General features: G+C 66.6%; 16 protein-coding genes. 8 read left to right on the forward strand and 8 right to left on the reverse strand.

All coding sequences use genetic code 11. The features are described from left to right. The first annotated feature begins 17 nt into the window (after nt 1-17). From ACTIMO_RS11845 to ACTIMO_RS11865, 5 genes are all read left to right on the forward strand, one after another. Entirely contained in the window at nt 18-398 is a 381-nt protein-coding gene (locus tag ACTIMO_RS11845; RefSeq protein ID WP_448182530.1) for a HesB/IscA family protein, read from the forward strand. A 203-nt stretch (nt 399-601) separates the two neighbouring features. Beyond that, nucleotides 602-1,474 (forward strand): aa3-type cytochrome oxidase subunit II, encoded by an 873-nt coding sequence (gene ctaC, locus ACTIMO_RS11850; protein ID WP_448182531.1) that lies wholly within the window; start codon nt 602-604, stop codon nt 1,472-1,474. Further along, a complete protein-coding gene (gene ctaD, locus ACTIMO_RS11855; RefSeq protein WP_055771175.1) occupies nt 1,474-3,201 on the forward strand; it encodes an aa3-type cytochrome oxidase subunit I in 1,728 nt (575 codons plus the stop codon). The genes ctaC and ctaD overlap by 1 nt, the downstream gene beginning before the upstream one ends. Next, nucleotides 3,198-3,599: a cytochrome c oxidase subunit 4 gene (locus ACTIMO_RS11860; RefSeq protein WP_055771172.1), complete on the forward strand. Its 402-nt coding sequence runs from the start codon at nt 3,198-3,200 to the stop codon at nt 3,597-3,599. Before ctaD ends, ACTIMO_RS11860 begins: the two co-directional genes overlap by 4 nt. A gap of 126 nt (nt 3,600-3,725) precedes the next feature. Further along, a complete protein-coding gene (locus ACTIMO_RS11865; protein WP_055771586.1) occupies nt 3,726-4,517 on the forward strand; it encodes a GntR family transcriptional regulator in 792 nt (263 codons plus the stop codon). 122 nt (nt 4,518-4,639) lie between these two features. Here the strand turns inward: ACTIMO_RS11865 and ACTIMO_RS11870 are convergent, their stop codons facing one another. From ACTIMO_RS11870 to ctaE, 5 genes are all read right to left on the reverse strand, one after another. Further along, nucleotides 4,640-5,284, reverse strand: coding sequence for a phosphatase PAP2 family protein (locus ACTIMO_RS11870; RefSeq protein ID WP_448182532.1), 645 nt, complete (start codon nt 5,282-5,284; stop codon nt 4,640-4,642). A 110-nt stretch (nt 5,285-5,394) separates the two neighbouring features. Continuing rightward, a complete protein-coding gene (gene qcrB, locus ACTIMO_RS11875) occupies nt 5,395-7,080 on the reverse strand; it encodes a cytochrome bc1 complex cytochrome b subunit (protein ID WP_422391977.1) in 1,686 nt (561 codons plus the stop codon). Nucleotide 7,081: 1 nt separating this feature from the next. Beyond that, nucleotides 7,082-8,104 (reverse strand): cytochrome bc1 complex Rieske iron-sulfur subunit, encoded by a 1,023-nt coding sequence (gene qcrA / locus ACTIMO_RS11880; protein ID WP_448182533.1) that lies wholly within the window; start codon nt 8,102-8,104, stop codon nt 7,082-7,084. 72 nt (nt 8,105-8,176) lie between these two features. Continuing rightward, on the reverse strand, nt 8,177-8,968 hold the full coding sequence (qcrC, locus tag ACTIMO_RS11885; RefSeq protein ID WP_055771158.1) for a cytochrome bc1 complex diheme cytochrome c subunit: 792 nt from the start codon (nt 8,966-8,968) through the stop codon (nt 8,177-8,179). Between the two features lie 86 nt (nt 8,969-9,054). Continuing rightward, a complete protein-coding gene (gene ctaE, locus ACTIMO_RS11890) occupies nt 9,055-9,693 on the reverse strand; it encodes an aa3-type cytochrome oxidase subunit III (RefSeq protein WP_082471506.1) in 639 nt (212 codons plus the stop codon). Nucleotides 9,694-9,841: 148 nt separating this feature from the next. Between ctaE and trpD the strand changes: the two genes are divergently transcribed. Beyond that, nucleotides 9,842-10,903, forward strand: coding sequence for an anthranilate phosphoribosyltransferase (trpD, locus tag ACTIMO_RS11895; RefSeq protein ID WP_448182534.1), 1,062 nt, complete (start codon nt 9,842-9,844; stop codon nt 10,901-10,903). A gap of 50 nt (nt 10,904-10,953) precedes the next feature. On the opposite strand, the gene ACTIMO_RS11900 is transcribed toward trpD, so the two are convergent. Continuing rightward, a complete protein-coding gene (locus ACTIMO_RS11900) occupies nt 10,954-11,235 on the reverse strand; it encodes an Lrp/AsnC family transcriptional regulator (protein WP_055771154.1) in 282 nt (93 codons plus the stop codon). A gap of 31 nt (nt 11,236-11,266) precedes the next feature. Next, complete coding sequence (locus ACTIMO_RS11905; RefSeq protein ID WP_448182535.1) at nt 11,267-11,722, reverse strand: DUF3054 domain-containing protein; 456 nt, start codon at nt 11,720-11,722, stop codon at nt 11,267-11,269. A gap of 103 nt (nt 11,723-11,825) precedes the next feature. Here ACTIMO_RS11905 and ACTIMO_RS11910 point away from each other — a divergent pair, with 103 nt between their 5' ends. Next, a complete protein-coding gene (locus ACTIMO_RS11910) occupies nt 11,826-12,290 on the forward strand; it encodes a VOC family protein (protein WP_448182536.1) in 465 nt (154 codons plus the stop codon). 125 nt (nt 12,291-12,415) lie between these two features. Here ACTIMO_RS11910 and ACTIMO_RS11915 read toward each other — a convergent pair whose 3' ends face one another. Beyond that, the gene (locus ACTIMO_RS11915) at nt 12,416-12,616 is read right to left on the reverse strand and encodes a hypothetical protein (RefSeq protein ID WP_448182537.1); all 201 of its coding nucleotides are present in this window, start codon (nt 12,614-12,616) and stop codon (nt 12,416-12,418) included. 176 nt (nt 12,617-12,792) lie between these two features. On the opposite strand from ACTIMO_RS11915, the gene ACTIMO_RS11920 reads away from it, so the two are divergent. Next, the gene (locus ACTIMO_RS11920; protein WP_055771144.1) at nt 12,793-13,347 is read left to right on the forward strand and encodes an isochorismatase family protein; all 555 of its coding nucleotides are present in this window, start codon (nt 12,793-12,795) and stop codon (nt 13,345-13,347) included. Nucleotides 13,348-13,410: the final 63 nt, after the last annotated feature.

Below are 13,410 nucleotides of genomic sequence, written 5' to 3' on the forward strand. Positions count from 1 at the left end.
GAGCTAGGAGAAACACCATGAGTACTTCGACCACCGAGACCGCCTCCCTCGAGGAGACCACCGAGCTCCCCGCGCACGAGGTCGACCTGTCCGACGTCGCTGCCGGCAAGGTCCGCAGCCTCCTCGAGCAGGAGGGGCGCACCGACCTGCGGCTGCGCGTCGCAGTCCAGCCCGGGGGCTGCTCCGGCCTCATCTACCAGCTCTACTTCGACGAACGCATGCTCGACGGCGACGCCGTCCGCGACTTCGACGGCGTCGAGGTCATCGTCGACAAGATGAGCGTCCCCTACCTCTCGGGCGCGTCCATCGACTTCGAGGACACCATCTCGAAGCAGGGTTTCACGATCGACAACCCGAATGCGGGCGGATCCTGCGCCTGCGGGGACTCCTTCCACTGACCTCCTGTCCGCACCGCAGCCGCGGTGGGACGGCATCGCGGAAAGGCCCGGGACTGCACGCTGGACGTGCTTCCCGGGCCTTTTGCATGTCACCGAATCGTCGGTGTTACGGGTAAGCTCTACAGTGAGTAGTAAAACTGGATGTGCACCCCGGGCAGCTTCATGAGCGGGTGGCAACGCACGTAGAAAAGGAAGGTCCGTCTGTGATTTCGCAGGACCGAACCGGTAGCAAGCGCGTCAGGATCGCGAAGATCTCCAGCATCTCGCTGGTCGGCGCCCTCCTACTGACCGGCTGTTCGGCTGAAGCCCAAAAGGGCTGGCTTCCGGCAGACCGGGACAACACCAACCACACCGGCATCATCACGGACCTGTGGGTCAACTCGTGGATCGCGGCGCTCGCCGTCGGCATCATCACGTGGGGCCTGATCATCTGGTGCATGATCGCCTATCGCCGCCGCAAGAACGACACCGGGTACCCGCGCCAGATGAGCTACAACCTGCCGCTGGAGATCTTCTACCTGACGATCCCGCTGTTCATGGTGCTGGTGTTCTTCTACTTCACGGAGCGCGACATCGCGACGATCGACGCCCGCGTCGAGGATCCTGACGTCATCGTCGACGTCCGCGGCAAGCAGTGGTCGTGGGACTTCAACTATGTCAAGGAAGACAAGTACTCCACCGGTGTCCAGGGCAGCCTGAACGGCGAGGAAGGTGTTCCGGAGAACCTCCCGACGCTGTACCTCCCGGTCAACAGGAGCGTCGAGCTCCAGCTCAACGCCCGCGACGTCCAGCACTCCTTCTTCGTCCCCGCGTTCCTGCAGAAACGTGACCTCTACCCGGGCCGCACCAACTACATCAACCTCACGCCCACCAAGGAGGGCACCTTCGCGGGCAAGTGCGCCGAGTTGTGCGGGCAGTACCACTCGGAGATGCTCTTCAACGTCGAGGTGGTCTCCCAGGAGGAGTTCGACGCACAGATGGCGCAGCTGGAGGACGGACAGCTCGGCGACGAGTACGACCGCGACTCCTACCCGGAGGACGATCCCGATACCGACCCAGCTAGGAGCAGCAGCTGATGTCCACCTTCGAATACACCCTTGAGGAAGCCGGCACCATCGCCGCTCCCCGTGTAGTTCCGAGGTCCAAGGGACGCATCGTCGTCAACTGGATCACCTCCACGGACCACAAGACCATTGGGTACATGTACCTGATGGCGTCCTTCGTGTTCTTCTGCTTCGCCGGTGTGATGGCGCTGATCATCCGCGCCGAGCTGTTCGAGCCGGGTATGCAGATCCTGCAGACGAAGGAGCAGTACAACCAGCTCTTCACGATGCACGGCACCGTGATGCTCCTGATGTTCGCCACGCCGCTCTTCGCAGGCTTCGCGAACGTCATCATGCCGCTGCAGATCGGCGCACCCGACGTGGCCTTCCCGCGACTGAATGCCCTCGCGTTCTGGTTCTTCCTGTTCGGCAGCACCATCGCCGTGTCCGGCTTCATCACCCCGCAGGGCGCGGCGTCCTTCGGCTGGTTCGCCTATGCCCCGCTCTCGAGCACCACGTTCTCCCCGGGTGTCGGTGGTGACCTGTGGGTCTTCGGCCTCGCCCTCTCGGGCTTCGGCACCATCCTGGGTGCGGTCAACTTCATCACCACCATCATCTGCATGCGGGCTCCCGGCATGACGATGTGGCGGATGCCGATCTTCACCTGGAACACGCTGATCACGGCGATCCTCGTTCTGATGGCCTTCCCGCCGCTCGCCGCCGCCCTGTTCGCGCTCGGTGCGGACCGGCGCTTCGGGGCGCACATCTTCGACCCCGAGGCCGGCGGTGCCATCCTCTGGCAGCACCTATTCTGGTTCTTCGGCCACCCCGAGGTTTACATCATCGCGCTGCCGTTCTTCGGCATCGTGTCCGAGATCTTCCCCGTCTTCAGCCGCAAGCCGATCTTCGGCTACAAGGGCCTGGTGTACGCGACAATCGCCATCGCCGCGCTGTCCGTGACGGTCTGGGCGCACCACATGTACGTGACCGGAGCCGTGCTCCTGCCGTTCTTCGCCTTCATGACGATGCTGATCGCGGTGCCGACGGGCGTGAAGTTCTTCAACTGGATCGGCACCCTGTGGAGGGGCTCGCTGACGTTCGAGACCCCGATGCTCTGGAGCCTCGGCTTCCTCGTGACCTTCCTGTTCGGTGGGCTCACCGGGATCATCCTCGCGTCGCCGCCCTTGGACTTCCACGTCTCGGACACCTACTTCGTCGTGGCGCACTTCCACTACGTGGTCTTCGGGACCGTGGTCTTCGCGATGTTCGCGGGCTTCTACTTCTGGTGGCCGAAGTTCACCGGGAAGATGCTGAACGAGCGGCTCGGGAAGATCCACTTCTGGATGCTGTTCCTGGGGTTCCACGCCACGTTCCTGATCCAGCACTGGCTCGGTGTCGAAGGCATGCCGCGCCGCTACGCGGACTACCTGCCCGAGGACGGCTATACGGCGATGAACCAGTTCTCCACCGTCGGGTCCTTCGTCCTCGGTGCGTCACTGATCCCCTTCTTCTGGAACGTCTACATCACGTGGCGCACCGGCAAGAAGGTCGAGGTCGATGATCCCTGGGGCTTCGGTGCCTCGCTGGAGTGGGCGACCTCCTGCCCGCCGCCGCGCCACAACTTCACCTCCCTGCCCCGGATCCGGTCCGAGCGCCCTGCTCTCGACCTGCACCACCCGGAGCTGCAGCAGACGCACACGCCGGACGACAGCGCCGCGAGCTTCATGGGCTCGGCGGACCGACAGGATGCCAAGTCATGAGGATCGAGAAGAACCTGTTCCTGATCGGCGTGCCGATCTTCGTTCCCATCGCCCTCGTCTACGGCTGGCTGACCGAGTGGTCCGAATGGGTCGGATTCCTCGGGATCCTGCTGGTCGGCGGACTCGCCGGCATGATCGGCTTCTACCTGGCGTTCACCGGCAAGCGGGTCGGGCAGCGACCGGAGGATCGTCTGGACGCGGAGATCCACGAGGGTTCCGGCGAGCAGGGGCACTTCAGCCCCTGGAGCTGGTGGCCCCTGGTTCTCGGCCTGTCCGCAGCGACCGGATTCCTCGGCATCGCCATCGGGTTCTGGATCCTCTACATCGGCATGGGACTCGCCGTGATCGCGCTGGTCGGCTGGGTCTTCGAATACAGCCGCGGGTACCACGCCCACTAGGGCAGAACGACAGCATCATCGCGTCACAGGGAGTCCGCCACGAGCGGGCTCCCTTCGCGTTAACCACGGTCGACCGCCGCACCGTCGTCGGCCGGTAGGAACCAGGACGACAGGAGCTGGATGGCCATGACGATCCTCCCGCGTCCCTTCGACGCCGAGCCGCTGGACCCGGTGTCGCACGAGGCGAAGCACGTGCAGCTCCGCGAGAGCCTGCGGCGATACCTGGAGACGTACGGAGAACCGGGGACCGCCATCCCCTCCGAGCGGCAGCTGAGCGAGTATTTCGGTGTCGCGAGAATGACCGTCCGGCAGGCCATCGATGCTCTCGTCGCCGAGGAGGTGCTGGAGCGGATCGTCGGGCTTGGGACCTTCGTCGCCAGGAGCAAGATGGACCTCCACATGAAGATGACGTCCTACACCGAGGAGATGATCCGTCGCGGCATGGTGCCGGACGCACGGGTCCTCGCCTTCGAACAGCAGGGCGCGTCGCCGCTCGTGGCGCGGGAGCTCCAGATCGATATCGGTCAGCCTGTGGTGCGGTTCCGTCGGCAGCTCCTTGCCGACGGTGAGCCGATGAGCGTCGACGAGAACTTCATTCCGGCGCACCGGGTTGTCGGCATCCTCGACGACCCTCCGCCGACCTCGCTGTACAACGTGCTGAGCGAGAAGTACGGACTGGTCATGGAATGGGGTGAGGACACCATCGAGGCGACGGCAGCCTCACCGTCGATCGCCCGCCTGCTCAATGTCGAGCTGAATGCACCCCTGCTGAGGATCCAGCGGCACGCCTATGTGGCCCGCTCGATGATCGACTACTCGGTGTCCTACTATCGGGCGGACCGCTACAAGCTGTGGGTTCCGCTGCAGCGCCCAGGGGTGCGCACGCCGCGCGCGTACAGCTCCAAGCGGCTCGGGTGACTGGATTCCCGTCCCCGGCGTCAGGAGGGTGCTGGTGGCTGCGGACGGCTGTTCCGCCAGGACGGCGTAGCGCACCGTGGGCGCTTCAGCACCCGGCGCGTCTCCCTCGGGAGTGCCGTGTCCTAGTCGCTGATCGCAAGGACGAAGGCGCCGCCGATGACGGCACCGACGGCGTACCCGGCGAGGACCTGCCCGGCAGTGTGGGCCCCGAGCGTGACGCGGGACCAGCCGACGACGAGGGGCACCACGAGGAGGACGGCGATCCACCCGCCGGCAAGTCCCATGGACCCGACGACGACGAAGACCGCCACGGCGGAATGCGCGGACAGCTTCCACGCCAGATTGACGAGCAGGACAGCCACCACGCCGCCCACAGTGCACAGCACCCCGGAGATGAGCTCCCATGGTGCATCGATCGCCAGGAGCAGCCCGAGGCCCAGGGCGATGGATACGAGGGTTGCGCCGAGGATCGGCGCCCGCTGACGTCGGTCGCTGACATGGTGGTCGGTGATCGAGCCCCGTCTCACCAGCGCAAGCACGCCGGCCAGGGGGAGCGCGGTGGTGAACCCCACGGCGACCAGCGCGGTGGGCAGCCCGGCGGGCCACCCGGCGAAGCGGAAGGCCAGGATCACGAGGAACAACGAGACGAGTACGGCCGGCGCGAGGACCTCGCTCACGATCGTCGCGGCCCTGAGCAATCCGGTGTGCCACCGGAGTCCGGAGGGAACGGGATCGGGCAGTGGCCGGGAGTCGTCGTGGTGGTGCATGGGAAGTACCTCCGGACTGGACGGCGCGTACCGCCCTCCGTGGACATGACGAAGGGCCCGGACGGTGAGGCCCGGGCCCTTCGGTCGATCAGGACGAGATCAGCAGCCGATCAGTGGCTGGCGATGGACTCCCGGTCCTTCGCGCCGGCGATCTCGCCGTGGTGGTCGCCGTGCGAGGCGGCGAGCTCCTTCGGCGTGACCGGCGCGACGCGGTCCTCGAAGAAGAAGCGCGACACCCGTCCGTGAACCTTGTCGACCAGACCGACCTTGCCGTTCTCGTCCGGCGTCGGGACCATGACCTCGGGCGACTCGAAGGCGGTCAGCTTGTACCGCTTGTAGTCGTCGACCTGCTCGTGGACCTCGATGAACTCGCCGTGGGGGAGTCGGACGATACGACCGGTCTCGCGACCGTGGAGCGCGATCTCGCGGTCCTTGCGCTGCAGTGCGAGGGAGATGCGCCGCGAGACCATGAAGGCGAGGATCGGGCCGAAGATCACGAGGAAGCGCAGCCAGTACAGCACGTCGTTCAGCGACACCAGGAAGTGCGTGGCGATGAGGTCCGAGCTGGCAGCGGCCCACATGACGCAGTAGAACGTGATGCCGGCGACGCCGATGGCCGTGCGGGTCGGGGCGTTGCGCGGCCGGTTCAGCAGGTGGTGCTCACGCTTGTCCTTCGTGACCCAGGCCTCGATCCAGGGCCACAGGAACATCGCCGTGAAGACGATGATCGCCGGGACAAGGGCCGGGATGAGCACGTTCAGCGAGAGCGCGTTGACGCCCCAGGGGAACGGGATCATGAACTCGAAGTCGAAGTTGTCACCGAGGGTGCCGGGCATGAGCCGCAGGGCGCCGTCGACCCAGCCGATGTACCAGTCCGGCTGTGTGCCGGCCGATACGGGGGAGGGGTCGTAGGGACCGTAGTTCCAGATCGGGTTGATCGTGAACGCCGCGGCGATCGCTGCGAGGACACCGAAGACGATGAAGAAGAACCCGCCGGCCTTCGCTGCGTAGACGGGACCCACGGGGTAGCCGACCACGTTGGTGTTCGTCCGTCCGGGGCCGGGGAACTGGGAGTGCTTGTGCAGCACCACCATGAACAGGTGGATGCCGATCATCAGCAGGATGACCGCGGGGATCAGCAGGATGTGCAGCACGTAGAGGCGGCCGATGATCATGGTGCCCGGGAACTCGCCGCCGAAGAGGAAGAAGCTCAGGTAGGTTCCGACCACCGGGATGGCCTTCATGACACCGTCGATGATCCGCAGGCCGTTTCCGGAGAGCAGGTCGTCGGGGAGCGAGTAACCGGTGAAGCCGGCGGCCAGGCTCAGGATGAGGAGGACGCAGCCGACGACCCAGTTGAACTCGCGGGGGCGACGGAACGCACCCGTGAAGAAGACGCGCAGCATGTGCACGGCGACCGACGCGACGAACAGCAGCGCAGCCCAGTGGTGGATCTGACGCATGAACAATCCGCCGCGGATGTCGAAGGAGATGTCCAGCGACGATGCATAGGCGACGGACATCTCGACGCCACGCAGCGGCAGATAGCTGCCCTCGTAGTGCGTCTCCGCCATGGAGGGGTCGTAGAAGAAGGTGAGGAAGGTACCGGAGATCAGCAGGATGACGAAGGTGTAGAGCGCCACCTCACCGAACATGAACGTCCAGTGGTCGGGGAAGATCTTCCGGCCGAATTCCTTGACGATTCCCGAACCGCCGACCCGGGAGTCGACGTAGTCGGTGACCTTTCCGACACGCGTCTTCGGCGTGTAGGTATGTGTCGCGGTTGAGCTGCTCATGTCAGCCTCGCTCCCAGAAACTAGGTCCTACGGGTTCTTGGAAATCGCTCGATGCGACGAGATAGCCCTCGTCGTCGATCTCGATGGGTAGCTGTGGTAGCGGACGTGCTGCCGGTCCGAAGATCACCTTGCACTCTTGCTCGAGGTCGAAGGTGGATTGGTGGCAGGGGCACAGCAGGTGGTGCGTCTGCTGTTCGTACAGTGCTACCGGGCAGCCGACGTGCGTGCAGATCTTGGAATACGCAACAATTCCGTCGTAGCCCCAATTCTCCCGGCCTGGGGAGGGATTGAGTTCCCCGGGGTCGAGGCGCATGAGCAGGACGACTGCCTTGGCCTTCTCCTCGAGCTTGTTCTCGACCTCGTTGAGACCCTCGGGGATGACGTGGAACGCCGATCCGACGGTCACGTCCGAGGCACGGATGGGGGTGCCGCTGGGGTCGCGGGTGAGACGGACGCCGGTGTCCCACATGGTCTGCTTCAGCGAATTCCCGGGCAAGGGACCGAGGTCCCGGAAGATGGCGATCGCCGGCAGGGGAGCGAGGATCGCTGCACCGAGCAGGGTGTTGCGGATGAGGGGACGGCGCTTGATGCCGGACTCCTCGAGGATGTCATTGACGATCTTCTCGGCGTCCTGGCGGTCCTGCTCGGGGCGGACCTCGTGGCGACTCTCCGTGACCTCGTGGTCCGGCATCAGCGTCTTGGCCCAGTGCACGATTCCTACGCCGATGCCGAGCATGGCGAAGGCTGTGCCGAGGCCCAGCATGAGATTCTGCAGGCGGAGGCGTTCGATGGTCTGGTCGAGCGGGATGAAGAAGTATCCGACGAAGAAGAGCAGGGTCCCGACGACGGAGATCGCGAACAGCAGCGCCACCTGGCGCTCGGCACGCTTCTCCGCCTTAGGGTCGCGGTCGGCCAGGCGCGGCCGGTGCGGGGGCAGGCCCGGGTTCTGGAACTCGTCGAGCTCCCCGCCCGGTGCGGCTACGGTGACCGACGTGCCGGGAGCGCCGTGACTAGAGTCGGCCATGATCCCTCTCATCCTTCTTTGGCTGGTGCATGCGCACTGTCTGTGATTCGTTGGCGGTGTTCAGTCGGATGGTCACGAGGACCTTGACGTGAGCCACACCGTGAAGGCGATGATGACGCCGAGACCGGCGACCCAGATGAACAGGCCCTCGGACACCGGTCCGAGCGAACCGAGGTCCGCTCCGCCGGGGGAGCCCTGCTCCTCGATGGTCTTGAGGAAGGCGATGATGTCCTGCTTGTCATCCGGGGAGATGTTCGCGTCGCTGAAAACCGGCATGTTCTGGGGGCCGGTGACCATGGCCTCGTAGATGTGCTTCTCGCTGGTGCCGTCGATCGACGGGGCGAACTTCCCCCGGGTCAGGGCGCCACCGGCCGCGGCGGCGTTGTGGCACATGGCACAGTTCACGCGGAACAGCTCGCCGCCGTTGGAGGAATCACCCTCCGAGGCGCTCAGGATCTCTTCACCCGGGATGGCCGGGCCGGCACCGAGCGAGGCGACGTAGGCGGCCATCTGACGGATCTGCTCGTCGGTGAACTGGACCGGCTTCGCCTGCGCTTGGGGTCCGTCCATCTGCATGGGCATGCGGCCGGTGCCGACCTGGAAGTCCACGGAGGCGGCGCCGACACCGACGAGGGAGGGAGCGGCGTCCGAGCCCGTGGCGCCCATGCCATGGCAGGAGGCGCAGTTGGCGGAGAACAGCTTGCTGCCCTCTTCGACGTCGTTCGCCGTGAACGTGGTGGTCTGCGCCTGAGCCTCGTTGGCGGTGCTGGCTGCGGCGTAGATCCCGCCGGTGACGAGGAGCGCCATCAGGAGCAGGGCGAACGCTGCTAGTGGGTGACGCCGCCTCTGGGAAAGTGCCTTCACGGAGTGTTTCCTACCTGTCGTGGTGCCAGAGCTGCTGGTGTTCTTCATTGAATTCTACCTCTAGTAGAAGAGTCTAGCGGAGGGAATCACTGAAGGAAGTAGATGATGATGAAGAGGCCGATCCAGACGACGTCGACGAAGTGCCAGTAGTAGGACGTGACGATCGCGGAGGTCGCTTCGAAGTGTCCGAACTGCCGTGCGATGAAGGCGCGGCCGATGATGAACAGGAACGCGATCAGTCCGCCGATCACATGGATGCCATGGAAGCCCGTGGTGATGTAGAAGGCCGAGCCGAAGGCGTTGGAGGAGAGTGCGACGCCCTCCGCGACGAGTTCGGCGTACTCGTAGGCCTGCACCGACACGAAGATCGCGCCCATCACGAAGGTGAGGAGGAACCACTCGACCATGCCCCAGCGGGCCAGCTGGAAGACCCCGCCGGTGCGGCGGGGCTGGAGCCGCTCGGCGGCGAACACACCGAACTGGCAGCTGAAGGAGCTCGACACCAGGATGATGGTGTTCACGAGGGCGAACGGGACGTTCAGCTTCTCGGTCTCCATCGCCCAGAGCTCGCTCGAGGTGGAGCGGAGGGTGAAGTACATGGCAAAGAGGCCGGCGAAGAACATCAGCTCGCTGGACAGCCACACCACGGTTCCGACGGAGACCATGTTGGGGCGGTTCAGGGCGGGATGCGGAGCGGCGCTGGGGGCTTGGGTCGCAGATGTCACAGACTCATTATGTCCCCAAGATCGGCGTGATCACCAACGCGAAACGGGGCCCACAGGGCCGCCACCGCGCCGAAGTGGGCGCCAACGCCCGTGTTTACGCGGAAGTTCCCCGTAATGACTTTCTACAATTCGTAGATAATCTGTGGGAGTGAGCCTGACAACCAGCCCTGACGCGGCGTACCCCACCTGGCCCTCGATCTTCTCCTCCCTCCTCGGGCGGAAGGATCTGAGCACCGGACAGAGCCGCTGGGCGATGGACGCGATCATGTCCGGCGAGGCGAGCAACGTCCAGATCGCCGGCTTCCTCGTGGCCCTGCGCGCCAAGGGGGAGTCGGTCGACGAGCTCGTCGGCCTGGTGCAGGCGATGCTGGGCCGGGCCCACCGGATCGAGGTGGCCGGGCCCACCCTCGACATCGTCGGCACGGGCGGCGACGGACTGAACACCCTGAACATCTCGACCATGTCCTCCCTCGTGGCCGTAGGTGCCGGCGCGAGGGTTGTCAAGCACGGGAATCGCGGTGCCTCCTCCGCCTCGGGGGCCGCCGACGTCATCGAAGCGCTCGGTGTACGCCTGGACCTCGCGCCCGCGGAGGTGGCCCTGACGGCCGAGCGGGCGGGCATCACCTTCTGCTTCGCGCAGGTCTTCCATCCCTCCATGAAACACGTGGCGGTCCCGCGACGTGAGCTCGGCATCCCCACCACGTTCAACTTCCTCGGGCCGCTCAGCAACCCTGCCGGGGTCAGCGCCCAGGCGCTCGGCTGCGCTGATGCGCGGATGGCGCCGCTGATGGCAGGGGTGCTCGCGGCTCGTGGCATCCGCGCCCTCGTCTTCCGGGGCGATGACGGCCGCGACAAGATGACGACGAGCGGCTCCTCCACGGTGTGGGAGGTACGGGACGGCAGGGTCGAGGCCCAGGTGGTCCACCCCGGCGACGTCGGGCTCGAGGTGGTACCCGTCGACGCCCTCCGCGGGACCGACGCGACCGGGAACGCCGCCGTCGTGCGGTCCGTCCTGGCAGGCCACCCCGGTCCGGTGCGCGACGCCGTCGTGCTCAACGCCGCCGCAGGGCTGGTCGCCCTCGACGAGGCGGCGGAGGGCTCACTCGTCGACCGCCTCCGGGCCGCCATGGTCCGCGCCCGTGCCTCCATCGATTCGGGCGCCGCCGAGAACGCCCTCACCCGCTGGATCGACGTCAGCCGGGCCCTCTGACCCGACGGCCGCCGCGGGCTGTGCGGTCGGTCCTCCCGAAAGCGTGGCCGTCAGCTGTCGAACCCGAGGGAGAACGCGGCGTCGAGGTCGTGCTGGGAGTAGGAACGGAAGGCGATCTGCGTCGTCGTCGAGCGGATGCCCTCGATCTTGGACAGTCTGTCCGCGATGACGTCGGCCAGGTCCTCGTGGCGACTGACGCGGGCGATCGCGATGAGGTCCCACTCGCCGGTGACGGAGTAGACCTCGCTGATGCCCTCGATCTCGGAGATGGCCTGCGCGCTCTCGGGGATGCGTGAGGCATCGGTCTGGATGAGGACGAATGCGGTGATCATGGAATGCCTTTCGGGGGGACGGGATCTGCTCCTACGCTACCGGCAGGCGACGGCGGCGGAGGGCGCGCACGACGGCGCGGGGGAGGACCAGGAAGGTCCCGAGCACCAGCAGCGTCACGATCTGGAAACTGAGCGCCACCCCTTCACCCGACGCCGCGCGCAGGAGGAGCCCGCCCACCACGGTCGCCAGCCAGAGCACGACGGCGGTGGGCCACGGCGTCGACGGGGAGCGCCAGGCGCGCAGTGCCAGGTTCACCACGGCATAGGCGGCGAGGAAGGGCCACGCCGTGTCGAGCACGCCGAGGAAGGTCACCCCGTGCTCGTGGGTCCTGCGACCGGACACCGCGAAGGCGAGGATCAGGACGACGTCGACTCCGGTCCAGACGAGAGCCGGGCTGACCGGGGAGGTGCGGAGCGGGCCGGAGCGATCCTGTGTCAGGCTGGTCGTGGGGCTGGTCGTGGGGCTGGTCGTGGGGCGGCTCGGCATGGGGCCACCCTACTGCTTGTCGACCCCGGTCTCCTGGACTAGGTTCGAGCCACGCACCACACGAAGCCGTGCACGGCTGCACGGCCAGACGAAGGGTACCCCCATGGGAACGATCACTCCGTGCCTCTGGTTCGACGGCCAGGCCGAGGAGGCTGCCGCGCTGTACACCTCCGTGGTGCGGAACTCGCGCATCCTCGATGTCTCCCGCACGGGCCCCGCCGAGAGCGACCCGGCCCTCACTGTGTCCTTCGAGCTCGACGGGCAACCCTTCGTCGGGCTGAACAGCGGTCCCCAGTACTCCTTCACCGAAGCCGTCTCCTTCCAGATCTCCTGCAACGACCAGGAGGAGGTCGACAGGTACTGGGCGGCGCTGACCGAGGGCGGCGAGGAGAGCCGGTGCGGATGGCTGAAGGACCGCTACGGTCTGTCCTGGCAGATCATCCCCGCCGTCCTCCCGTCCCTCATCGGCGGAGCCGACCCCGACGGCGCCCAGCGCGCGGTCGCCGCGATGCTGACGATGCAGAAACTCGACATCGCCGCCCTGGAGACGGCCTACCGCGGTACCTGAGCGGGACACCCGACCTGGGCCCCGACGCCCTGCAGCCGCATCGGGCAGGTCCCGATCCGGGGCCGGCCGGCCTCACGCGAGCTACGCCGGGTCCTGAGCCGGGGCCGGGGCCGCGCGAGCGGCCCTCACGCCAGACGGACGTTCCCGAGCTGGTCGACGCGCCAGCCGGGGTTGTGGGCGATCTCCCAGATGATGCCATGGGGATCGGCAACGAGGCCATGGTGGATCCCGCCGAATTCGCCGTCCTGGGGGTCCTTCAGGACGGTTCCGCCGGCGTCGGCGAGGCGTCCGACGGTCAGCGTGACGAAGTGCACCTGTTGATCCATGACCTGAGTATCGCGGACGACGCGGTGGTGCCGGCTTCCCGACCCTGCGGAACCGCCCTGTCCGCATTCCTCCCTCCGGGAGGCGCCGTCGTCGTACTGTGGGTGGCAGCCGCTGAAGGATCCCGCTGCCCCGAGGGGAGCGCAGCACGGACATCCGGTACCGACGAGGAGAAGCCATGACGACACTCGAGCACCGTCCCTCCACAGCACTGTTGGTGGTCGACGTACAGAACGGGGTCGTCGCATCCGCCCATGACCGGGACGCGGTGGTCGCGAACATCGGTGCGCTCGTCCGGCGCGCGCGTGCCGAGGCGGTCCCGGTGGTCTGGGTGCAGCACTCCGACGAGGAGCTCGAGCGCGACTCGGACGCGTGGCAGGTCGTGCCCGAGCTGCGTCCCCTCGACGGCGAGCGCCTGGTGCACAAGGCGCACGGCGATGCGTTCGAGGGTACGGACCTCGAGGACGTCCTGGCGGCGGCAGGGGTGGGGCGGCTCGTGGTCTCGGGCGCACAGTCGGACGCCTGCATCCGCTCGACCATCCACGGGGCCTTCGTCCGCGGGTACGACGTGACCCTCGTGGGTGACGCCCACACGACGGAGGACCTCAGCGCGTGGGGCGCGCCGACGCCGGACAGGGTCATCGCGCACACCAACCTGTACTGGCGGAACCAGACCGCGCCCGGCAGGAAGGCCGCAGTGGCGACGACCCGGGAGGTGGCCTTCTCGGAGTGAGCCGGTGAGCCGTCGATGGACGCCGTGGACGCCGGTGAGCCGTTGATGGACGCCGTGGACGCC

Source organism: Arthrobacter sp. CP30 (assembly GCF_053470025.1).

Bases quoted from the DNA above. Each gene is read 5' to 3' on its own strand.
- ACTIMO_RS11845 (WP_448182530.1), top strand. From the start codon at position 18: ATGAGTACTTCGACCACCGAGACCGCCTCCCTCGAGGAGACCACCGAG.
- ctaD (WP_055771175.1), top strand. From the start codon at position 1,474: ATGTCCACCTTCGAATACACCCTTGAGGAAGCCGGCACCATCGCCGCT.
- ACTIMO_RS11860 (WP_055771172.1), top strand. From the start codon at position 3,198: ATGAGGATCGAGAAGAACCTGTTCCTGATCGGCGTGCCGATCTTCGTT.
- ACTIMO_RS11865 (WP_055771586.1), top strand. From the start codon at position 3,726: ATGACGATCCTCCCGCGTCCCTTCGACGCCGAGCCGCTGGACCCGGTG.
- ACTIMO_RS11870 (WP_448182532.1), bottom strand. From the start codon at position 5,284: ATGCACCACCACGACGACTCCCGGCCACTGCCCGATCCCGTTCCCTCC.
- qcrB (WP_422391977.1), bottom strand. From the start codon at position 7,080: ATGAGCAGCTCAACCGCGACACATACCTACACGCCGAAGACGCGTGTC.
- qcrA (WP_448182533.1), bottom strand. From the start codon at position 8,104: ATGGCCGACTCTAGTCACGGCGCTCCCGGCACGTCGGTCACCGTAGCC.
- ACTIMO_RS11900 (WP_055771154.1), bottom strand. From the start codon at position 11,235: ATGATCACCGCATTCGTCCTCATCCAGACCGATGCCTCACGCATCCCC.
- ACTIMO_RS11905 (WP_448182535.1), bottom strand. From the start codon at position 11,722: ATGCCGAGCCGCCCCACGACCAGCCCCACGACCAGCCCCACGACCAGC.
- ACTIMO_RS11910 (WP_448182536.1), top strand. From the start codon at position 11,826: ATGGGAACGATCACTCCGTGCCTCTGGTTCGACGGCCAGGCCGAGGAG.
- ACTIMO_RS11915 (WP_448182537.1), bottom strand. From the start codon at position 12,616: ATGGATCAACAGGTGCACTTCGTCACGCTGACCGTCGGACGCCTCGCC.
- ACTIMO_RS11920 (WP_055771144.1), top strand. From the start codon at position 12,793: ATGACGACACTCGAGCACCGTCCCTCCACAGCACTGTTGGTGGTCGAC.